Source organism: Enterococcus timonensis (assembly GCF_900104595.1).
Lineage (GTDB): Bacteria > Bacillota > Bacilli > Lactobacillales > Enterococcaceae > Enterococcus_J > Enterococcus_J timonensis.
In genome coordinates this window covers 894,254-913,807 of record NZ_FNVY01000004.1, presented here as the reverse complement: position 1 = coordinate 913,807, position 19,554 = coordinate 894,254, and the positions used below count along the sequence as shown (strand labels likewise).

22 protein-coding genes and 1 other annotated feature are annotated in these 19,554 nt (G+C 37.0%); of the genes, 11 read left to right on the top strand and 11 right to left on the bottom strand.

Annotated elements, in window-relative coordinates:
- Window positions 1–29: 29 nt before the first annotated feature.
- Genes mvaD through BQ5341_RS09070 form a run of 4 tightly spaced genes read right to left on the bottom strand, consistent with a single transcriptional unit; the run spans window position 30 to window position 3,545 of the window.
- Window positions 30–1,007 (bottom strand): diphosphomevalonate decarboxylase, encoded by a 978-nt coding sequence (gene mvaD / locus BQ5341_RS09085; RefSeq protein ID WP_071131670.1) that lies wholly within the window; start codon window positions 1,005–1,007, stop codon window positions 30–32.
- The gene (gene mvk / locus BQ5341_RS09080) at window positions 1,008–1,943 is read right to left on the bottom strand and encodes a mevalonate kinase (protein ID WP_071131669.1); all 936 of its coding nucleotides are present in this window, start codon (window positions 1,941–1,943) and stop codon (window positions 1,008–1,010) included. It lies immediately after the preceding gene.
- Window positions 1,944–1,953: 10 nt separating this feature from the next.
- On the bottom strand, window positions 1,954–3,306 hold the full coding sequence (locus BQ5341_RS09075) for a tripartite tricarboxylate transporter permease (protein WP_071131668.1): 1,353 nt from the start codon (window positions 3,304–3,306) through the stop codon (window positions 1,954–1,956).
- Window positions 3,307–3,308: 2 nt separating this feature from the next.
- Window positions 3,309–3,545: a hypothetical protein gene (locus BQ5341_RS09070; RefSeq protein WP_071131667.1), complete on the bottom strand. Its 237-nt coding sequence runs from the start codon at window positions 3,543–3,545 to the stop codon at window positions 3,309–3,311.
- Between the two features lie 217 nt (window positions 3,546–3,762).
- Between BQ5341_RS09070 and BQ5341_RS09065 the strand changes: the two genes are divergently transcribed.
- Complete coding sequence (locus BQ5341_RS09065; RefSeq protein ID WP_083378660.1) at window positions 3,763–4,413, top strand: deoxynucleoside kinase; 651 nt, start codon at window positions 3,763–3,765, stop codon at window positions 4,411–4,413.
- 72 nt (window positions 4,414–4,485) lie between these two features.
- On the opposite strand, the gene BQ5341_RS09060 is transcribed toward BQ5341_RS09065, so the two are convergent.
- On the bottom strand, window positions 4,486–5,106 hold the full coding sequence (locus BQ5341_RS09060; protein WP_071131665.1) for a pentapeptide repeat-containing protein: 621 nt from the start codon (window positions 5,104–5,106) through the stop codon (window positions 4,486–4,488).
- The gene (locus BQ5341_RS09055; RefSeq protein ID WP_071131664.1) at window positions 5,103–5,501 is read right to left on the bottom strand and encodes an OsmC family protein; all 399 of its coding nucleotides are present in this window, start codon (window positions 5,499–5,501) and stop codon (window positions 5,103–5,105) included. The genes BQ5341_RS09060 and BQ5341_RS09055 overlap by 4 nt, the downstream gene beginning before the upstream one ends.
- A gap of 146 nt (window positions 5,502–5,647) precedes the next feature.
- Window positions 5,648–5,772, top strand: a sequence feature (ribosomal protein L20 leader region).
- Window positions 5,773–5,798: 26 nt separating this feature from the next.
- On the opposite strand from BQ5341_RS09055, the gene infC reads away from it, so the two are divergent.
- Genes infC through rplT form a run of 3 tightly spaced genes read left to right on the top strand, consistent with a single transcriptional unit; the run spans window position 5,799 to window position 6,969 of the window.
- Window positions 5,799–6,320 (top strand): translation initiation factor IF-3, encoded by a 522-nt coding sequence (infC, locus tag BQ5341_RS09050; protein ID WP_071131663.1) that lies wholly within the window; start codon window positions 5,799–5,801, stop codon window positions 6,318–6,320.
- Between the two features lie 47 nt (window positions 6,321–6,367).
- Window positions 6,368–6,568 carry a 50S ribosomal protein L35 gene (gene rpmI / locus BQ5341_RS09045; RefSeq protein WP_071131662.1) on the top strand — a complete coding sequence of 67 codons (201 nt, stop codon included), beginning with the start codon at window positions 6,368–6,370 and terminating at the stop codon, window positions 6,566–6,568.
- A 38-nt stretch (window positions 6,569–6,606) separates the two neighbouring features.
- Window positions 6,607–6,969 carry a 50S ribosomal protein L20 gene (gene rplT / locus BQ5341_RS09040; protein ID WP_071131661.1) on the top strand — a complete coding sequence of 121 codons (363 nt, stop codon included), beginning with the start codon at window positions 6,607–6,609 and terminating at the stop codon, window positions 6,967–6,969.
- A gap of 79 nt (window positions 6,970–7,048) precedes the next feature.
- Here the strand turns inward: rplT and BQ5341_RS09035 are convergent, their stop codons facing one another.
- Both BQ5341_RS09035 and BQ5341_RS09030 read right to left on the bottom strand, forming a co-directional pair.
- Entirely contained in the window at window positions 7,049–7,381 is a 333-nt protein-coding gene (locus BQ5341_RS09035) for a YjcN family protein (RefSeq protein WP_071131660.1), read from the bottom strand.
- On the bottom strand, window positions 7,378–7,569 hold the full coding sequence (locus BQ5341_RS09030) for a hypothetical protein (RefSeq protein WP_071131659.1): 192 nt from the start codon (window positions 7,567–7,569) through the stop codon (window positions 7,378–7,380). Before BQ5341_RS09030 ends, BQ5341_RS09035 begins: the two co-directional genes overlap by 4 nt.
- A gap of 678 nt (window positions 7,570–8,247) precedes the next feature.
- Between BQ5341_RS09030 and BQ5341_RS09025 the strand changes: the two genes are divergently transcribed.
- The 5 genes from BQ5341_RS09025 to BQ5341_RS09005 all read left to right on the top strand — a co-directional run bounded on the left by BQ5341_RS09025 (window position 8,248) and on the right by BQ5341_RS09005 (window position 13,487).
- Window positions 8,248–8,937, top strand: a complete 690-nt coding sequence (locus tag BQ5341_RS09025) for an ATP-binding cassette domain-containing protein (RefSeq protein WP_071131658.1) — start codon at window positions 8,248–8,250, stop codon at window positions 8,935–8,937.
- A gap of 167 nt (window positions 8,938–9,104) precedes the next feature.
- On the top strand, window positions 9,105–10,157 hold the full coding sequence (locus tag BQ5341_RS09020) for a MupG family TIM beta-alpha barrel fold protein (protein WP_071131657.1): 1,053 nt from the start codon (window positions 9,105–9,107) through the stop codon (window positions 10,155–10,157).
- Window positions 10,158–11,051: an N-acetylmuramic acid 6-phosphate etherase gene (gene murQ / locus BQ5341_RS09015; protein WP_071131656.1), complete on the top strand. Its 894-nt coding sequence runs from the start codon at window positions 10,158–10,160 to the stop codon at window positions 11,049–11,051. It abuts the gene before it with no gap.
- Between the two features lie 21 nt (window positions 11,052–11,072).
- The gene (locus BQ5341_RS09010; protein ID WP_071131655.1) at window positions 11,073–12,560 is read left to right on the top strand and encodes a PTS transporter subunit EIIC; all 1,488 of its coding nucleotides are present in this window, start codon (window positions 11,073–11,075) and stop codon (window positions 12,558–12,560) included.
- A gap of 66 nt (window positions 12,561–12,626) precedes the next feature.
- A complete protein-coding gene (locus tag BQ5341_RS09005) occupies window positions 12,627–13,487 on the top strand; it encodes a MurR/RpiR family transcriptional regulator (protein ID WP_071131654.1) in 861 nt (286 codons plus the stop codon).
- Here the strand turns inward: BQ5341_RS09005 and BQ5341_RS09000 are convergent.
- A complete protein-coding gene (locus BQ5341_RS09000; protein ID WP_071131653.1) occupies window positions 13,484–13,735 on the bottom strand; it encodes a hypothetical protein in 252 nt (83 codons plus the stop codon). The two genes, BQ5341_RS09005 and BQ5341_RS09000, sit on opposite strands and share 4 nt — an antisense overlap.
- Window positions 13,736–14,056: 321 nt before the next feature.
- On the opposite strand from BQ5341_RS09000, the gene BQ5341_RS08995 reads away from it, so the two are divergent.
- Both BQ5341_RS08995 and BQ5341_RS08990 read left to right on the top strand, forming a co-directional pair.
- On the top strand, window positions 14,057–14,740 hold the full coding sequence (locus tag BQ5341_RS08995) for a response regulator transcription factor (RefSeq protein ID WP_071131652.1): 684 nt from the start codon (window positions 14,057–14,059) through the stop codon (window positions 14,738–14,740).
- Between the two features lie 382 nt (window positions 14,741–15,122).
- Window positions 15,123–16,592: an ABC transporter ATP-binding protein gene (locus BQ5341_RS08990; RefSeq protein WP_158661767.1), complete on the top strand. Its 1,470-nt coding sequence runs from the start codon at window positions 15,123–15,125 to the stop codon at window positions 16,590–16,592.
- Window positions 16,593–16,642: 50 nt separating this feature from the next.
- Here the strand turns inward: BQ5341_RS08990 and pgmB are convergent, their stop codons facing one another.
- Both pgmB and treP read right to left on the bottom strand, forming a co-directional pair.
- Complete coding sequence (gene pgmB / locus BQ5341_RS08985; protein WP_071131651.1) at window positions 16,643–17,299, bottom strand: beta-phosphoglucomutase; 657 nt, start codon at window positions 17,297–17,299, stop codon at window positions 16,643–16,645.
- A gap of 83 nt (window positions 17,300–17,382) precedes the next feature.
- Window positions 17,383–19,323, bottom strand: coding sequence for a PTS system trehalose-specific EIIBC component (gene treP / locus BQ5341_RS08980; protein WP_071131650.1), 1,941 nt, complete (start codon window positions 19,321–19,323; stop codon window positions 17,383–17,385).
- Between the last annotated feature and the right edge of the window lie 231 nt (window positions 19,324–19,554).

Genomic DNA, 19,554 nt, shown 5'->3' with positions numbered 1-19,554 from the left:
CCTTTATGTATTCGATTCTGTTATTTATTTCATTTTTCTTTTAATTCAATTCCTCTACCAGGAAATGCTACCACTAAATTTTCTTTGGGGAAAGTGACAGACAGCGCGTCTAAGAAAGTTTTAACATTTGCTTTCTCCACTAAGACTTTCACATTCGGTCCAGCATCCATTGTACAATATCCTAAAATTCCTTGCTCACGCAATTTTTGGACAATGTCTAGGGCGGTAAGTGTGCCAGGAGCTAAATAAGTAAAAGGAGGATTGGCGCCTAACATAGTAGCGTGCATCCGTAAGGCATTTCTTTCAGCCGTTTCACCTAGCAAAGTGAAATTTTTTTCAGAAATAGCTTGGCGCACGTCTTTTAAATCGCCATCAATCGCCTTAAGCCAGCCGGGATAAAAAATCGAAGTTTCTACGGTGTGGGCCATGCCGGCCGTGGATGATATTTTTTTGGGCTGATCATTAATTAAAATAAAAATCATCGCCAAATCCCAATCGGATAAATCTTCTTTTAAAGGTACCGCATAACTTGTGGCATCGTCAGAACCTTTTTGCCATTCGGAAAATCCGCCGTAAATAGAACGAGTGGCCGAACCAGAACCGTGGCGAGCCAAACGAGAAAGACTAATGTCATCGAGTGGAAGACCTAAAGCAAGGCTTGTAGCTCCAGCGAGAGCCGCCATACCAGAAGCCGAAGAGGCAAGGCCTGCTGCGGTGGGGACGTGGTTTATACTTTTTACTTCAGCAAATAATTTTGTTTTAGAAATTGCCCGCGCTTCATTTAAAAATTTAACGACTTTTTTTGATTGTTTAGTATCTTGCACTGTTTCATTTAAAATAAAACGATCACTAGTTAACTCTTTTTGAAAGCTTACCCAAGTTTCCGTGTAAAAGGCATCAAGAGTTAAAGAAATTGAATTATTCATAGGTAACATCAGTTGAGGATCTTTTTTCCCCCAATATTTTATCAAGGCAATATTGGTATGCGCTTTGGCGTAACTAGTCATTTATTTATTCAACTCCCTTAAATCTTGAATCCACGTTTTATAGCCGGAATTTTGCAGCGCGGCTTGAATTTTTAAAGCTTCTTTAATTGTTGGGCTAACAAAAATCACACAGCCTCCGCGACCGCCGCCAGTTAATTTTCCGCCTAAAGCCCCGGCGTTTAAACCAAGAGCAATCATGGCATCTAAAGTATCGTTGCTGACGGTTAATTGTTGAAGAATTTTTTGCGCCTGATTCATCAGCTGGCCAATGGATTCCAGCTGATTATTAATTAATGCTATTTTCATTTCTTCAGTAGCTTGTCCTAATTGTTCCAATAAGATTTTTTTCTCAGGTTCATTTTTTAATAAAGTAGCCACATCACTGACCGCTTCTTTGGTCCGTCCTTTTAAGTTGGAGTCAGCGACGATTAAAAAGCCATCGACATGTAAGGAAAATGGTTGAAAATATTGACCTTTCACAAAATAAATCGGTCTGGTGTCGGCAGTCGTAGCTTGATCGATGCCGGAAGGATTTCCATGGGCGATGTGTTCGCCGAAATTGGCAATTTCTGTTAATTTTTTTGCATCGATGGAAACATCGGCCCAAGAAAAAATAGCGCGAATCACCGCATTGACTACCGCCGCAGAAGAACCCATGCCCCGTTCTGGTGGAATGGAACTTTCAATCGTTAACCAAAGTCCAGCTGTAATACCTAATTCTTTTTTGGCCCCAGCGACTACTGCAGCAATATTTTCTAAACTTGACGGCGCCAAATGCAAAGGACCATCGTAATATAAACTTTCTACATAATCAAAAGTTTCGTCGCCATTTTTTTTGACATCGACTAAGACTTTTGTCGCCAAAAAAGGAATGGCGATGGCAGGTTGTCCGTAGACGACCGCGTGTTCACCAATTAAAATAATTTTACCCGTGGCTTTACCTAATCCAATTTTCATTTCCATCCTCCTAGACGATATGTTGGGCGATAAATGGCGCGGCATAAAGCACCATAAATTGCACCCCGTAATTGACACCCATTTGATTTAACGTACCACAAACGATGCCCACAAGTAAAACGCCAAAAATATTTACAAATCCTGCATCCATATAAGCTAGCAGCAAAATAAAAGCGACGAACAAGCCGAGAATGGCTTCATGAGGAATCTTTTGTAAAACAAACAAAGTGATTTTTGAAGCAAAGCGCATGGCGATATAATAAGTGATGACCGCCGCTAAAATTGCCCCCATTAAAATAGCCACTACAAATTCGCCGCGGCTTAATAAATGATGCAAGTTGTGATCTAAAGTAAAGACGGGCGGCGCATTGAAAAGAGCATTGGCTGGACCAACTGCGACCGGCGACAGGGGAATCCCTAAGGCAATTAAAGGAATAATTAATCCTGACAAATAAGTGGCATGACTTAAGGCTGACATGGTAGTAATGGCCATCTCAGCTTTTTTTACTGGATTTTTTTCACCTTTAGCACTGGCTTCTCCTAGTAAAATGGTCAAACCAACTGGCGATAAAACAAATAAAAAATTAGCGGCAAAACTTACTAAAACGGAAATGAGTCCTTCTTTTTTTGTAATTGTTTTTAATGGATGCCGTAAACTAGCGCGATCATCAACTAAATCAACAGCGACTTGTCGTTTGGCAAATCTCGGCAGTGCACGATTGGCATTGGCATTTAAAAGTTGTAATAATTTCATTAGTAAAGGGCCGATAGTAATTCCTAAGAAAAAGGATATCGTCACCGTTTTATCTGGGGGAACAGCGCCAATCGCTACATAAAGTTCCCGCAGTCCTTGAAATAATAAAGCTAAAGGAACAATGGCAATTAAAGCTAAAATTTTATTTTTGCCGATTAAGGCTAGAAAAATGGCGCCAAGCACAAAAAGAAGCGAAGCATAATCTTTTAAAACACTGGCAAATGGCAATAATAAGTTGGCTAACAAAAGACTAGTGGGAATAGAAACGGCCGTTCCAATAATGGCACCGGTGGCCATTTTTTTAATGGAGACAGCCGCTAAGCCTTGCTCTTTTAAAAACAAAGCATGTTCCATCATCGGTGTAGACATGACGCCACCGGGAAGACCGACTAACGCTGTGGGGATGGCGTTCATTAAATTCAAAGTAACAATGGCAGCAATAAAAAAAGTCAAAACGACAATCGGAGCCACCCCGGCCAACACTAAGGCCAAAGTCACCGGCATTAAGACGGAAGTTTCATCGGTGCCAGGAATAAAGCCAATAAAAGTATAAAAAACAATCGCCAAAATAGAAGCCAAAAACATTTGTCCTAACAAAACAAGACTCATAATTATTTTTCCTCCTGTTTGGAAGGGACGGTAGTAACGATTCGTTTTGGTTTAATTATGATTGTGGAAAGAATAAAGCCTGCCACCGCACCTAATAATCCGGCAAATAATTTGATTGTTTGATCGTCAGGCGCTAAAAAATAAGCACCGAAAGTTAAAAGACAAGAAATGGCGATGCTAATGAGTAAATCTTTTTGGGAAACCAAATCACCCCAAATTTCAATTAAATTTTTTTCCATTTTTCCCTCCAGAAGTTATTTTCCCGCACGCAACTTTACTTTTAAGAAAACTATTATTTCCCTTTCAATCAAACATAACTGATTCAATACATGCTTTGATATTTTACCAAAAAATACTTAGAAAAGATATTTGATTGACTAAATTTAAGTGAAAAATTGAAATTGACAGAAGAAATTTAAACGTTTATAGTAAATAGGATCTATTTTCTAAGGAGGAATTGCCGTGATTGTGTTAGCAGGAACCATTGGCGCCGGTAAATCAAGTTTGACGAAATTTATTTCGGAAAAATTACAAGGTGCCGCTTATTACGAATCCATTGAAGACAATGAAGTGTTACCTTTATTTTATGCTAATCCCCAAAAATATGCATTTTTATTGCAAATTTATTTTTTAAATAAACGTTTTGATAGTATCAAACAAGCTAGTTCCGAGGATAATGCCGTGTTGGACCGCTCGATTTATGAAGATTCACTATTGTTTCATTTAAATGCCGATTTAGGTCGAGCCTCTAATGAAGAAGTCGAGGTCTACGATTCCTTACTAGAAAATATGTTGGAAGAACTCCCACAAGCGAGTTTTAAAAAAAATCCCGAATTGTTGATTCATATTAAAGTGTCATTTGAAACAATGCTTAAGCGGATTGAAAAACGTGGAAGAGCCTACGAACAATTGAGTTTCGATCCAACACTTTATGATTATTATGAAGAATTAAATCACCGTTACGAAAAATTTTACGAAAATTACGATCAAAGTCCTAAGTTAGAAATTGACGGAGATAAATATAATTTTGTTGAAGACGAAGCTGCTCGAGAAATTGTTTGGCAACAAATTGAAAATAAATTAGCTGAAATTCGGGCGAAAAATTAAAGTTTGCGCATTTAGATTACTGAAAAAAATCGCCGCTTAAGTAAAATTAGGCGGCGATTTTTTCTTTTTCTTCTATTGAATATCAATCCCTAATAAATTTAAAAAAATAATTCCTTGCGCTGGCGTTAAAATCACGCCTTTCATTAGTGCTTGAGAAAATTGTAAGCTTTCAAAAGTATTATGCGTCAGGTCAAGTTTATCTAACTTGGTTTCCATAAAACTAGCCTTAGTTAGATCATTTTGTTTAAAAGTGAGATTTTGCCAAGTCAACGCGTAAAACTCACTTTCTTTCAATTGACAACTCGTAAAACTTATAAATTTTACTTTCGTATAGTTAAAGGCAGAAAAATCCATTTGGCAATCAGTAAAAGTCACATCTTCCAAATAACTTTCCGAAAAATTAGCACCCATTAAGCGACAATTTTTAAAAGCTGTTTTTTGTAAAGAACAGCCGGAAAAATCCACATTAGACAAATCTGTATTTTCAATCAGGACATCGGTGGTGGAAAAATTTCTAAATTGCACACTAGCTACTTGACCATTGGTAATATGACTGGAGCGCAAGGTGATATTTTGATTGCTTTTTTTTGCAAAATTTCCGCTTAAAGAAATGCCGTCATAAATTTCTTCACTGATAACTTCAGAAACAGAAGAAAAATGAGTTGGTAAAGTCGGTGCCATTAATTTTTTCATAGATGCACCCGAACATTAGCGGAACCTTGTAATAATTTGGCCACTGGACAGCGGCGTTCTGCTTCAGCTAACATTTCTGCAGCGACTGTTTGGTCAACGTGGGGGATGGTGACTAAAGCGTCTAGAAAAAATTGATAACCTTCCGTATCGTGATGCAAAGTTATCGTCACTTCTACTGAGCTTTTATGATCTATATGCCGGCGCGCTTCCAAAGCTTCTAAAGTAGCGTTGAGACAAGTAGCAAGAGATGCGCCAATTAATTGTTCTGGATTCGTGCCCGCAGCTGAATCTCGTGGTCCGCTAACGATAAAGTCTTCACCGTTATTAATCTCAACGACCCCTTTAATGCCCGCGCGATTAGTGACAATTGTTTCGTATAATTTTTTTTCTTCCATTATAATTCGACCTTTCCATAAGGAGCTCGCAGGATTGCCCGCGAGCTATTTTTTTAAGTGTAGCAAAAATTCTCGACTTTGCCCACTTATTATTTTTAAGAACTATTGACAACTTATCAATAACTTGTTATACTTGTAAAGTTGAGAAATCAAAGCAGGAGCACCCGCTTCTCGCCTCGGTGAAATTGTTTCGCCAGGCTAGATATGAAATTTTCCTTTTAGGGAATTTTTTTGGGCGGGTTCTGAGAAGAACTCGTTTTTTTCTGTTCTTTTTTCTCTCAAAATACTTGGAGGTGAATGACCATAGCAAAGGATATGATGGTAAACGACGGCATTCGTGCTAGGGAGTTGCGTTTGATTGGGGCCGATGGTGATCAATTGGGCGTCAAAACCAAAGCCGAAGCTCTCAAAATTGCTGAAACAGCTAACTTGGATTTAGTCTTAGTTGCACCAACGGCAAAACCACCTGTTGCGCGAATCATGGATTACGGCAAATTCCGTTTTGAGCAACAAAAAAAAGAACGTGAAGCCCGTAAAAATCAAAAGATCGTCAGCGTTAAAGAAGTGCGCTTAAGCCCTTCGATTGACATCAATGATTTTAACACGAAATTGCGTAACGCACGGAAATTCTTAGAAAAAGGCGATAAAGTGAAAGCTTCTATCCGTTTCAAAGGACGTGCCATTACCCACAAAGAAATTGGTCAAAAAGTTTTGGATCGTTTAGCTGAAGAATTAACTGAAGTAGCCACTGTTGAGCAAAAAGCAAAAATGGATGGCCGTTCAATGTTCTTAGTACTCGCTCCAAAAAGCGACAAGTAGCAAACATTTTGGGGAAACCCTGATAGATTTTGAGGAGGAATAAAGTCATGCCAAAACAAAAAACACACCGCGGATCTGCCAAACGGTTCAAACGGACAGGTGGCGGAGGATTAAAACGCTGGCGCGCATATACTAGTCACCGGTTCCATGGGAAAACTAAAAAACAACGCCGTCAATTGCGCAAAGCAAGCATGGTATCACATAGCGACTTCAAACGAATTCGCCAACAATTATCACAAATGCGCTAAGTCGCAATTCAAACTTGAATTTTTAGGAGGAAACAAACATGGCACGTGTTAAAGGTGGTACAGTTTCCCGCAAACGGCGGAAAAAAGTACTTAAATTAGCAAAAGGGTATTACGGTTCCAAACATACATTATTTAAAACAGCAAAAGAACAAGTAATGAATTCTTATTACTACGCTTTCCGCGACCGTCGTCAAGTGAAAAGAGACTTCCGTAAATTATGGATCGCTCGGATCAACGCGGCTGCTCGGATGAACGGCTTAAGCTATTCTAAATTAATGCATGGTTTAAAAGTTTCTGGCAATGATATCAACCGCAAAATGTTAGCTGACCTTGCCGTAACAGATGCTGCAGCATTTACAGTATTGACTGATTCAGCAAAAGAAGCTTTAAATATTAAATAAAAGCTTTAAATAATTAATAATAAAAACCTCCACCCTCTAGCACATTGCTTGAGGATGGAGGTTTTTTGTTATCCGATTCTTACGGGCCACTAAAATAATGTGCCCCATACAAAACAAACTGTTTTATTTCAAATTGATCATGCCTTATTTTGAGCTGAGGATTTTTTTTCGGCGGAGTAACCACGTAGACCACTTCATCGCCCATCACGGTTAAATGCCAATCTGCTTTCTCAACTTTGGCTGTTAGGGCAGCTTTAAATTCACCGTTTGAAAGTAAAGCCGAACGGACGGCTAATTTCGGGGTACTATGAGCTAGACATAGTATTATAATAATCAAAAATAGTAAGGATAAAACAACTTTTTCCATTGTTTTAATTGAAAAAGTATTGTTTTTATTGACTGAATGATTCATATGCTAAAGACAATCCAGACATTGTAGGCAGACAAATCAAAATCAGAATCATTTTCTGTGCTTTCAATTAAATGTACAATTGAATTTACAGTTGAAATTTCGGGTTCATTCCCATGAACTTGTGAAGGGAAGAGTAACAAATTTAAACAAAACCCCATAGTAAAAATTGCGCCAAAAATTTTTTTCATTAAACAATCATCCTTTATCATTTATTTAAATACTTTGTAAGTAGAGTTTCATAAGAATACAAAATTCTCCTTTCTTTTAAAGTTTCTTACCATTAATTTAGTCCAAAATTTAATTCAAAAAAATATGAATGCACTTCTTAAAAAAAACAACTTTAAACAGATTAAAATCAATGAAGATATCAAAATTTTGATGTACCGCCTAAGAAAGCGATTTTAATAAATTGAGTATAGAAGGGCCGGAGATAAAAGTCAATAGAAAATAATATCAAATTTTAGCCATGAATTGAATAAGGTTACTATTCACAGCTGAAAAAGAAATCAACCGTAAATAACCATTGAAAGAACAAATTTCAGAACTCCAACTTCGGAAAATTAATCTTTGTCTTGTGTGATATGTTTCTTATAAAATTAGGCAAAGGAAAAATAAAAATTCCAAATCTACTTTGTCAATCCAATAAATTATCGAGCCATAAAAACTCCATCTGCAAGTTTCTGCTTACAGATGGAGTTTTTTTGCGTTAAACGAGCAACTATTTGGAAACTTCATAAGTTGGTAAAATGAGTTCATTTGGTGTGGCTAGCTGAACTTGTAACTTATTACCTTTCAAAATTAAAAATCCTTGCTCATCTTCAAGAGTAAAAACACCGTTGCCCAATGACTCGGAGTTTGATTTAAAAATGGTCGGTCTATCAGCATCTGCTGTTCTAAATTCTACCGTTTTTTGCTCATCATTTAAAAAAGGATTAGTCTTAAATGGAGTTTCATATACTTATAATCAAACGAAAATCCAATTTCCACAAATGACTTTTGAAAAAGGAAAGAAGTACGCGATTATTGGTGAGAGCGGCAGTGGTAAATCCACCTTGTTAAATATTTTAACAGGGAGATTTCCAGATTATCAAGGAGAAATTTTAGTGAACGGACAAGATTTTCAAGAAGTGGCTCAAGCTAGTTGGTTTGAAAATATCAGTTATGTCTCCCAAACGCCAATCACTTTTAAAAAATCCGCCTTGTTTAATATCACTTTGCAACGAGATTATTCTAAAGAAAAGCTTGAACTCGCAATGGATACCGCGCAAGTTACACCATTTATTCATCAACTCCCTCAAGAACTAGACACGATCATTGATGCTAGCAAAAATAATTTATCCGGTGGTCAAATTCAACGAGTAACCATTGCTAGAGAATTGCTAGGACAAAAACCAATTTTAATTCTCGATGAAGCAACAAGTGCCTTGGATTATCAAAATGCGATTGCTGTAGAAAAAAATATTTTAGAAAATCCTGATTTAACCGTGATTTGCGTCACGCATAGTTTGCATGAGGAAACGAAAGGTTACTTTGATCAAATTTATCAATTATCTTAAAGCTTGCGACCAAAATTTTGGTCGCTTTTTTTAAGGGGGGAATGAAATATAATTTCAAATAAAGTGAATTTGAAGATAAAAAAAGAATTTTAAAGTAAATATTGAAATTTCATTTTAAATGATTTATAATCAATTTATCGAAAGCGGAAACAAAAGGGGGTTATATTGTGTTAGGATTTTCTATTTATTTAGATGAAGGATTGAGTGGTGTGAAAGAAAAATACATCCAGCAAATGGCTCAAGCTGGATTTACCCATGTTTTTACATCGATTCACATTCCAGAAGATCCGCAAGAAAAAATATTAGCGCATTTAAGTCAACTTGTTAAACTCACCAAAAGTTTGAAACTCTCATTAATTGCCGATACGTCAAAGCAACAACTAAAAAACCTTGGACTTAACAATCCTGAAGAAATTAAAAAATTAGGAATAAGCGGACTGAGAGTGGACGACGGATTTTCTATGACTGAAATCGCTCAGCTAAGTCAAAGGCTAGAAATTTCATTGAATGCTTCAACGATTACACAAAATGATGTGGACCAGCTGCAGACGTTTGGTGCAAATATGAGTCAAATGGTGGCTTTTCATAATTATTATCCTCGGCCCGAAACAGGTCTAGGAGAAAAAGATTTTTGCCGAAAAAACCAGTGGTTAAGAGATTTGGGTTGGCAAGTGGCGGCCTTTGCTAGTGGGGACGGTCAAAAACGAGGACCACTTTTTGCTAGTTTGCCGACATTAGAAAAATCGCGCTATCAACATCCGCTAGCTCAAGCGCTTCAACTTCTTGATGACGGCGTTGATATCGTTTATATAGGCGATCCAGATTTACAATTATTCACCCAACAGCAATTTGCCGCTTATTTCAAAGATCAACTTTTAATGCTGCGGGGAAATTATTTTGGAAAACTGGAAAAAAATTCCGGTTTAACCCAAGAACAGCAAAATCGTTTTGATGCCGCTGAATTGGTGATTCGTTGTAGTGGCGGTCGTCGTTTAGAAAAAATTCCACCAAAAAATACAGTCGCAAGAAAATTTGGCGCTATTACGATAGATAATCAATTGTATCAGCGTTACAATGGCGAGCTACAAATTTGTAAATTTGATTTACCAGCTGATGAAAAGGTTAATGTAGTCGGAGAAATTTTTCCTGCCGATTTAGATTTATTAACCGTTCTTAAGCCTGGTGGACACTTTAAAATAATTTTTGAAGAAGGGGAGTAAATGGATTTAAAAAAATTAAAAACAGAAACCCGCAACCCTAGCACAATGCACTTAGATCAAATGAGTGTCAAAGAAATTTTGCAACAAATGAATCGTGAAGATCAATTTGTACCCCAAGCGATTGCCCAAGTGTTACCGCAAATTGAAGTTGCTGTCAAAAAAATTATCATGTCTTTTGAAAATGGTGGCCGCTTGATTTATTTTGGTGCCGGAACGAGTGGGCGCTTAGGCGTTTTAGATGCTGCAGAATGTGTGCCAACATTTGGTGTCGATCCAACGCAAGTGCTAGGATTAATTGCCGGTGGATCAAAAGCTATGACCGTCGCTGTTGAAGGAGCTGAAGATGATCAAGAACTTGGTGCTCAGGATTTAGCCGAAATTAACTTAAATGCAAAAGATACGGTCGTTGGCATTGCCGCTTCTGGTCGCACACCTTATGTGTTAGGTGGATTAAAATTTGCCCAAAGTGTTGGGGCAACAACGGTAAGTCTAGCTTGTAATGCACCGGCCGAAATTTCAAAATTCGCTCAAATTCCCATTGAAGTTGTTGTTGGTCCCGAAGTTTTAACTGGTTCCACCCGTTTAAAAGCAGGGACGGCGCAAAAATTAATTTTAAATATGTTATCGACTTGCTCAATGATTGGCATCGGTAAAGTTTTTCAAAATCTAATGGTGGATGTTTTGCCGACCAACAAAAAATTAGTAGAACGAGCCATTGGTATAATTATTGATGCTACGAATTGCCCGCGAGATATCGCAGAAAAAACATTTAGAAAAGCCGGAAAAAATGTCAAAGTCGCCATCGTGATGATTTTAGCCGATTGTTCTAAAGAGGAGGCGATAGAAAAATTAAAGAAAGGGAAAGGATTTATTCATTTAGCAGTTCAATCATAAAAATTAAAGGAGGAGAAAAAAATGGCAGATAGCAAAGAATTACAAATGGGCAAAGAAATTTTTGCAGCGATTGGCGGAAAGGAAAATGCCGACAAAGTATATAACTGCATGACACGAGTACGGATTGATATTGCCGATTTAGATAAAGTCGACATGACAGGATTAAAAGCTGTCAAAGGTGTTCTAGGAGTGGTGGATGATAACGGCACTTTACAAGTTGTGGTTGGACCCGGGACCGCTGCAAAAGTAGCCGGGGAAATGAGCCAACTTTCTGGGATCAAACTTGGCGAACAGTTAAATGTTAATTTGGACAAAGATTTAAAAACGGATTTAGGCGTTGGCCTGGAAAAGGGAAAAGAAATTAAGGCGGCGCAAAAGAAAAAAAACAACACGCCTTTTAAACGCGCGTTAAATGTGATTGCCAGTATTTTTATTCCGTTAATTCCTGCCTTTGTGGGCGCCGGGATTATCGGTGGGATTGCTTCTATTATTCAAAACTTATTAACTGCTGGCATGATTGATCCGGATTTTTGGACAAATATTATGACCGTCCTAAAAATTATTCAAGGCGGCTTGTTTACTTACTTAAATATTTATATCGGAATTAATGCTGCTAAAGTATTTGGTGTTACAGAAGGTCTCGGGGGAATTATTGGTGGTGTCGTTTATTTAACCGGGATGAATCCGGAAATGCCTCTACCAAATATTTTTACCGGTGGAAATTTGTCAGCCGGTCAAGGTGGCGTTATTGGTGTTGTTTTGGCCGTCTTTATTTTATCGTTAGTTGAAAAAAACTTGAAAAAAGTAATTCCTAATGCGATTGATATTATTGTTACGCCAACGATTTCCTTACTTGTGGTAGGACTATTAACCATCTTCATTATTATGCCAATTGCTGGTTGGGTTTCTTCTGGCTTAGTGGGAGGAATCACTTGGGTCTTAAATGTCGGCGGAGCTTTTTCAGGATTTGTTTTAGGCGCAACTTTCTTGCCGATGGTGATGTTTGGTTTGCATCAAATTTTAACACCTGTTCATATTGAAATGATTGCAGCTTCTGGTAAAACATTATTATTGCCAGTTTTAGCTATGGCTGGTGCCGGACAAGTTGGAGCAGCGATTGCTTTATGGGTTAAATGTCGGAAAAACAAACAACTGACAAATATTATTAAAGGTTCATTGCCTGTTGGTATTTTAGGGATTGGCGAACCGTTAATTTATGCAGTTACGTTACCACTTGGCCGTCCATTCTTAACCGCTTGTATCGGTGGTGGGATTGGTGGAGCTGTTATTGGAGCAATCGGAAATATTGGAGCCACAGCCATTGGACCTTCTGGTGTAGCACTCATTCCTTTAATTCCTGATGGTCGCTGGTGGGGTTATGTTCTTGGTTTATTAGCAGCTTACTTAGGCGGATTTTTAGCCACTTATTTCTTCGGTGTGCCAAAAGACGCCATGGAAGCTACTGAACTTGACGGTAGTGAAAGTTCCGAATTAAAAATGCAAGCTTAAAAAGTTTTTGATAAAAAAAGAAAGAGTGCGGATTTCGCACTCTTTTTACATAAGGAGAAATAATTCATGCAAACTATTTTATTTATTATTCAAGAAAAAATACCAACTTTACCAATTTCAGAAAAAAAGATTGGCCAATATATTTTGGCCAATCCTTTACAGATTTTAGATCAGTCAGCCGCTGAAATTGCTAATGCCAGTGACTCATCAGCCGCTGCGGTAGTGCGCTTTTGTAAATCAGTAGGTACCAAAGGATTATTAGACTTGAAAATTCAACTTTCTGCTCTTTCAAAATCTTTAAATTTAGAAACCCAAACAGATATCACGCCACAAGCTAGTGTCAAAGAAATTAAAAACAAATTATTTACCAACGCTAGTTTTGTTTTTGAAAAAACGAGCCAAGTCTTAGCCGACGAAGATATTCAGGCAGTGGCCAAAAAATTAGTAGCTAGCCAAAAAATATTTATTTACGGACTCGGGGCCTCTTTTATTGTCGCCCAAGATTTGGAACAAAAATTAGTACGGGTAGGAAAAAATGTTTTTTGCATCCAGGATACCCATAATTTAGCCACAGCCATGAGTGTTTCCAACCAGGCGGCGCTTTTTATTGGTATTTCAAATAGCGGTGAAAAAAAAGAGGGGCTAGTGATGATGAAATTAGCTAAAGAACTTGGCATCACCACTGTATCACTGACTCGGGATTCTGATAATCCTCAACGTCGGTTAGCGGATTTAAAGCTCGTTACCGCCGATAGTAATGAAGCACCGTTACGAAGTGGGGCGACTATTTCATTGATGAACCAACTTTTTGCCGTAGATGTTTTATTTTATTACTTTATCACGCGCCGCTTCCCAGAAAATCTAACCTTATTAGAGAAATCAAAAAAAGTAACTTCATTGTTGGAAAGTCTTTATGAATTGAATTAAATGCTAGAACTTTCTTTTCCAAAAGCAAGCTTCACTCCTAGCACGAAACTAATTGTCGCCAGGCCAACCCAGCGAATGCAATTAAGAATAGTGGCATAAAATTCGGCTTGCGGATCGCTAGGAACTATTTGTGGTGGCGCGCTGATTAATTTTAGAAAAATAAAAATGAGAATAGATAATGCGATGAGACAATAGCCAGTTTTCTTTTTGGACCAGCGAAATGAAGTGGAATTATTTTCTTTGTTCATAAAAGTTCTCCTTCTTAAGTTACAGAGTTTGTAATTTTTCAACTAAAATCATTAAAAGTAGCAGCTTTTGACCTAAAGTTGCGCGATCTGTTCTTCAATAAAGTATATCAATAAGGCGCTATAAAATGTAAAGTTTGTCCTAAAATGCAACAAATCCAGCCTAGAATTCAAAAAAAGCTTAAATTCAAATAAAATTATAGCGATACTAGAAAAATTTTCAAAAAAAGATTTGAGATCGTAAATCAGTCCTTTAAAATAGAACAAAAGTGACTTTACAATATAAATGCAATTGAGTACAATTCATCTAAGGAGACGTTTTCTATGGGAGTTTTTATTTTTGAGGAGAAGGAAGCTGACCGAGTTAAAGTTGAAAAAATTGTTCATCGATTTGGATTTAAAGATAAGTCACTAATCGTTTTTCAAAATTGTAATTTTATTAATGAAGAGTTGTTTTCTAGTGGCTTTTCAAGTTTAAATTTGTATCTGTTAGCCTTATGTTTTAATAATGATCAGCTAGCAGGTATAGAAATTGCAAAAAAAATTCGTTTGAAAGACCCTGAAGGCTTGATTGTCATTATGTCTAGCTATCCACAATGTATATTAGAAATTATCAATGCTAGAATATCTGTGTTTACATTGATAGATAAGAATCAACAATTTGACGATATTCTAAGCGAAGTTTTACAAGATTATCAAGAGAGGCTGATGGTAAAGAATCCATTCTTCATGCTGCCTGGGAAAAAAGAAATTGTCGCTAAAAAAGATATCCTCATGATTGAGACTTATGGAGCCCATCAACTTAAACTAACGACGCTGCAACAAACTTTTTTGTTTCGTTCCACAATCAAAAATTCAATGAATCAGTTAACTGAATTTTGGCGGGTGCATGAGTCTTTTTTGCTTAATCCTCATTTTGTTTCAGTGATTGATTTTTCAAAAAATGAGATTACCTTAAGTTCTGGACACAGAGCACCGATTGGAAGAAAATATAAACCATTTTTATAATTGAAATTAAAAAACGAAATTCTAGAAAAATTTGGTTTGATTTTTAAAAGCAATATTTTCTGTTTTTCAAGGAGATAGCAAAATGAAAAAAATTTTTAATATTATATCTCTTTATTGGCGTTCAATGAGATTATTTTTAGGTGCTTCGAAATTGATTTTCTTTATCTTACTCATTTTTATTCCCACCCAAGCGATTCTTCCTTAGTTGCTGGTTTTTAGTGCTCAAAAAATGGTTGATGATTTAACTCAGCAAAAATTTCAAATGATAGTTTTAATTTTTTGGGCTATTTTTTTTCTTTTGTATAATTTGGCAGGACCGATTATTCTAACGGTTCAGGGAATACTGACTGATCGGCTTATTTCTTTTATGAATTTAAGTTTAATGAGGAAATCAAAAGATCTTCAGGGTCTGATTGCTTTTGAGGATAGCAAATTTTATGATGATCTGCAATTAATTTCTAGTGAGGCATCCTGGCGACCAGTGAATTTAATTGTTTTTGGGATGAATATTTTTCGTAATGCGATTACAACAATTTCTATGACGATTCTTTTAGGCCAGTATAACTTAGGGTTAGCTTTACTGATTGCGGCAAGTTTGATTCCCCAAGCTATTATTAGTTATCACATTCAGCAAGATGCCTTTGAAACAATGGTTACTAGAAGTCCAGATGCCCGAAAAATGCAATATTATAGCGATGTTTTACTCACCAAAACAGCAGCCAAAGAAGTACGGCTCTTTCAATTGTTTGATTTTTTTATTAGAAAATATCAGAATCTTTTCAAAGTTGTCCATCGCGACATTTCTCAAAAAAGAGTGCAGAAAATGTGGGTCTCATTGGTTTTTATGATTTTCAGTAGTGGCGTGAGTATCTATTCTTTAGCTTGGTTTGTTTCTGAGATTCAAGAAGGAAACTTGGCAATTGGTGCTTTGCTTGTTTTCACTTCAGCTATCGTTTCGCTGAATCAAACGATTACGACTATCGTCCAAGAGTCGAGCTTACTGTACGATACTTTACTTTATATGCAGAAATATTTCGCTTTTATGGATTATCAAGATTTTTTGTCTGAGACAAATCAGCCATTGAAGCTAACAAACCAAAGTCAAATTACTTTTGAAAATGTCACTTTTTCTTATCCAGGAACTGAGCGAGAAGTTTTAAAAAATATTTCTTTTTCGATTAAAGATGGTGAAAAAATTGCTGTCGTTGGGGAGAATGGTTCAGGAAAATCAACGCTGATTAAATTGTTCTTACGTTTTTATAATTTAAAATCGGGCGCTATTTTTTTAAATGGAACAGAAATTTCTCAGTATGACTTGCAAGAATATCGGGAAAATATTTCAGCGGTTTTTCAAGATTTTGCCCACTTTTCTTTAACTGTTTTTGAAAATGTTGCTTTAGCACAAATTGACGATTTTCAAAATACTGTAAAAGTTCAAGAAGCAGTAAATAAGGCGGGATTTGATCTAGTCATGGAGCAAAATAAAATCTCATTTCAAGATTTGTTAGGAAAAGAATTTGCCAATGGCCTGGAACTTTCTGGTGGTCAATGGCAAAAGCTAGCAATTGCCAGAGCATATTTTTCTAAGGCTAATATTTTAATCTTAGACGAACCAACCGCAGCACTTGATCCCCGAAGTGAAAGTGAAATTTATCAAAGTTTTTTAGATTTAGCAAATTTTAAAACAGTTCTTTTTGTCACGCATCGATTGGCGGCAGTAAAAAAAGCGGATCGGATTATTGTATTGAAAAATGGAGAAATAATCGGTTTTGATTCCCACCAAAAGTTAATGGAAGAAAACGCCTATTACCGTGAATTTTACAATTTACAAGCTAAAAGTTATCAAGAATAAAACAAAAAAAGCGGTGAGTTTTTTATACTCACCGCTTTTTTAAGGGATCTTTATTTCCAAATTTTAACGAGTAAATCGTAAGTTAAATCTTTAGTAGAGGAGACTACGTAGTCAGCTTTTTTCAAGGTTTCGGCATCGCCCACACCCACAGCAAACATGTGGGCGGCTTTAATGGATTCAATTCCTGAATAAGCATCTTCAACTCCGATAGCATCTTTAATCTCCAAATTTAATTGTTTCGCCGCTTGAATAAAAATATCTGGTGCAGGTTTGCCATGTTTAAGACTTGCCGGATCTACAATGGTATCAAATTCAGCTAAAATTCCAAGATTTTTTAAAATCTTCGGCGCATTTTTTGAAGCTGAGGCTAAACCAATCGCAATTTTATGATCTTGTAGATCATTTAAAAGTTTTGGAATCCCTGGTAATAAATCAGCGGGAGTGACTTTATCAATAAATGTTTGATATAAATCATTTTTCTCAGTAGCTAACGCTTCTTTTTCTTCATTAGAATAATCATTTTCTTTGCCACCCAATGCAAGAATTCGCCGCAATGATTCCATGCGGTCGACCCCTTTTAAATTTTCATTGAAGGCTCGGTCAAAGGTAATCCCAATTTTTTCCCCTAGAGCTTGCCACGCTAAGTAGTGGTACTCGGCCGTATCTGTGATTACACCGTCTAAATCAAAAATGACACCTTTAAACATATAAATTTCTTCCTCCTAAATTTCAATTATTTATTTAACAAAAAAGGCTGAGGCAAACCTGCAGCCTTTTTTCATGTGAAAAATTATTTTTTGACGCTGACTTTGGCAACTTCTTTACCAACGTGCATTTTTCCTGTTTCAATGATATCTAATTTTTCTACTTGATCAAAATTCGTAATTACTACCACGACATCCAGCGGTTTCCCGGCAGCTTTTACTTTTTCTAAATCCATATCAGCAAGCATGGTGTTAGGTGTGACTTGATCATTTTCTTTCACATGGACGGTAAATGGTTCCCCTTTTAACTCCACGGTATCAAGACCCATGTGGACGAGAATTTCTAAACCATTGGGCATTAAAATTCCGATGGCGTGTTTTGTTTCAAAGACGGATAAGACTTTTCCCATCACTGGTGAATAAATGTGATTGTCTTCAGGAATGACTGCAAAACCGTCGCCCATCATTTTCGATGAGAAAACTTGATCTTTCACTTCAGTAATGGGAATCACTTCCCCATTAGCTGGTGTGTATAAAAAGTCTGGAGAAATTTGTGCAGCATCAATAGGTAAGCTTGCGGCTGCATCAGTATTGGCAATCGAGTCGGCGGTAACTTCTGCTTTATTAAGAAATGGCACTTGGCGCAAAACAAAAGTTAACAGGAAAGGAACGACAATGGCAATCACCATCCCAATAGCAAAGGCGGGAATATATTGACTAAGAATTGATAAAATCCCTGGCAAACCACCAACACCAATATTAAAGGCCCGCACACCCATAAAGGTGACAAACATTCCGGCAACTCCTGAACCAATCATGGCAGCGACAAATGGATACAAATATTTTAAATTAATCCCAAACATCGCCGGTTCCGTTACACCGAGGTAAGCAGAAATGGTGGAAGGAACAGAAATTTCGGCTTCTTTTTTATTGCTGCGGTGTAAAAAGTAAACCGCTAAAACAGCCGAACCTTGCGCAATATTAGATAAGGCAATCATCGGCCACAAATTTGTCGAGCCATAAGTGGCCACCAGTTGCGAGTCGATCGCTAAGGTGGTGTGATGGAGCCCGGTAATAACTAACGGCGCGTACAAGAGTCCAAATGCTAAACCAAACAACCAACTAAATTGTGAAGTTAGCCCGGCATTAACGACAGTAGAAATCCAATCACCAATTTGCCAACCGATTGGTCCTAAAATAACGTGAGCGGCAAAAATAGTTGGTACTAAAGAAAATAATGGAACAAAAATCATGGAGACTGCTTGGGGAATATATTTCCTAAAGAATCTTTCTAAATAAACTAACATGAACCCAGCTAACATTGCTGGAATCACTTGTGCTTGGTAACCAATTTTATCGATTTGGGCAAAACCAAAATCCCAAAATGGAATATCAGCAGCCGCTGTGGAACTTACCGCATAAGCATTTAATAATTGTGGAGAAACTAAAGTAATCCCCAGTACAATTCCTAAAATTTGCGTGGTTTTCATTTTCCGGGTGATCGACCATGTAATTCCTACGGGTAGAAAGTGGAAAATTGCTTCACCTGGTAACCAAAGAAAATCATTGACGCCGTTCCAGAAAACAGAACGAGAAACAATCGTTGCGCCGCCAAATTCAACGCCTTCTAAAACATTTCTAAAACCTAAAATTAAACCGCCGACAATAATTGCTGGTAATAAGGGGGTGAAAATTTCTGCCAAAAGGGCGATGGCTTTTTGCAGCGGATTTTGTTTGCCGGCTCCGGCAGATTTTGTTTCTTCTTTAGAAACACCTTCGAGACCGGAAACATCGACAAAATCATTATAAAAATCGGGAACATCATTGCCGATAATAACTTGGAACTGGCCGGCATTTGTAAAAGTTCCTTTCACGGATGGTAAATCTTCGATGGCTTTAATATTTGCTTTATCGTCATCGTTTAAAACAAAACGCATTCGGGTGACGCAGTGAGTAAAAGAAGAAATATTTTCTTTGCCTCCAATGTCATCTAACAGCTTTGTAGCATCATCTTGAAACTTGCCCATAATTTTTGCTCCTTTCAAATGTTTCCTGTGTTTTGTAAAATAATTTTTACAAAGTTTGGACGAAGAAATATGAACTTGTATAGCTAAGTGTCCTTTATTATCGTAAACCTTTGCAAAAAAAAAGGCAAGTATTTACGTTGGCATGATTTTTGCTTAGAAAGATTGAAAAGACAAGATGTAATCGCTAGTCAAAAAATCGTTCATCTTGAAGAAAAAATGAAGAACGGCTAT

Coding starts and splice junctions, on each gene's coding strand:
- BQ5341_RS09060 (WP_071131665.1), bottom strand. CDS start 5,106: ATGAAAAAATTAATGGCACCGACTTTACCAACTCATTTTTCTTCTGTT.
- mvk (WP_071131669.1), bottom strand. CDS start 1,943: ATGAAAATTGGATTAGGTAAAGCCACGGGTAAAATTATTTTAATTGGT.
- BQ5341_RS09070 (WP_071131667.1), bottom strand. CDS start 3,545: ATGGAAAAAAATTTAATTGAAATTTGGGGTGATTTGGTTTCCCAAAAA.
- rplT (WP_071131661.1), top strand. CDS start 6,607: ATGGCACGTGTTAAAGGTGGTACAGTTTCCCGCAAACGGCGGAAAAAA.
- BQ5341_RS09030 (WP_071131659.1), bottom strand. CDS start 7,569: ATGAAAAAAATTTTTGGCGCAATTTTTACTATGGGGTTTTGTTTAAAT.
- infC (WP_071131663.1), top strand. CDS start 5,799: ATGACCATAGCAAAGGATATGATGGTAAACGACGGCATTCGTGCTAGG.
- pgmB (WP_071131651.1), bottom strand. CDS start 17,299: ATGTTTAAAGGTGTCATTTTTGATTTAGACGGTGTAATCACAGATACG.
- BQ5341_RS09075 (WP_071131668.1), bottom strand. CDS start 3,306: ATGAGTCTTGTTTTGTTAGGACAAATGTTTTTGGCTTCTATTTTGGCG.
- murQ (WP_071131656.1), top strand. CDS start 10,158: ATGGATTTAAAAAAATTAAAAACAGAAACCCGCAACCCTAGCACAATG.
- BQ5341_RS09025 (WP_071131658.1), top strand. CDS start 8,248: ATGGTCGGTCTATCAGCATCTGCTGTTCTAAATTCTACCGTTTTTTGC.
- BQ5341_RS09005 (WP_071131654.1), top strand. CDS start 12,627: ATGCAAACTATTTTATTTATTATTCAAGAAAAAATACCAACTTTACCA.
- treP (WP_071131650.1), bottom strand. CDS start 19,323: ATGGGCAAGTTTCAAGATGATGCTACAAAGCTGTTAGATGACATTGGA.
- BQ5341_RS08990 (WP_158661767.1), top strand. CDS start 15,123: ATGAGGAAATCAAAAGATCTTCAGGGTCTGATTGCTTTTGAGGATAGC.
- BQ5341_RS09010 (WP_071131655.1), top strand. CDS start 11,073: ATGGCAGATAGCAAAGAATTACAAATGGGCAAAGAAATTTTTGCAGCG.
- BQ5341_RS08995 (WP_071131652.1), top strand. CDS start 14,057: ATGGGAGTTTTTATTTTTGAGGAGAAGGAAGCTGACCGAGTTAAAGTT.
- rpmI (WP_071131662.1), top strand. CDS start 6,368: ATGCCAAAACAAAAAACACACCGCGGATCTGCCAAACGGTTCAAACGG.
- BQ5341_RS09000 (WP_071131653.1), bottom strand. CDS start 13,735: ATGAACAAAGAAAATAATTCCACTTCATTTCGCTGGTCCAAAAAGAAA.
- BQ5341_RS09055 (WP_071131664.1), bottom strand. CDS start 5,501: ATGGAAGAAAAAAAATTATACGAAACAATTGTCACTAATCGCGCGGGC.
- mvaD (WP_071131670.1), bottom strand. CDS start 1,007: ATGACTAGTTACGCCAAAGCGCATACCAATATTGCCTTGATAAAATAT.
- BQ5341_RS09035 (WP_071131660.1), bottom strand. CDS start 7,381: ATGAATCATTCAGTCAATAAAAACAATACTTTTTCAATTAAAACAATG.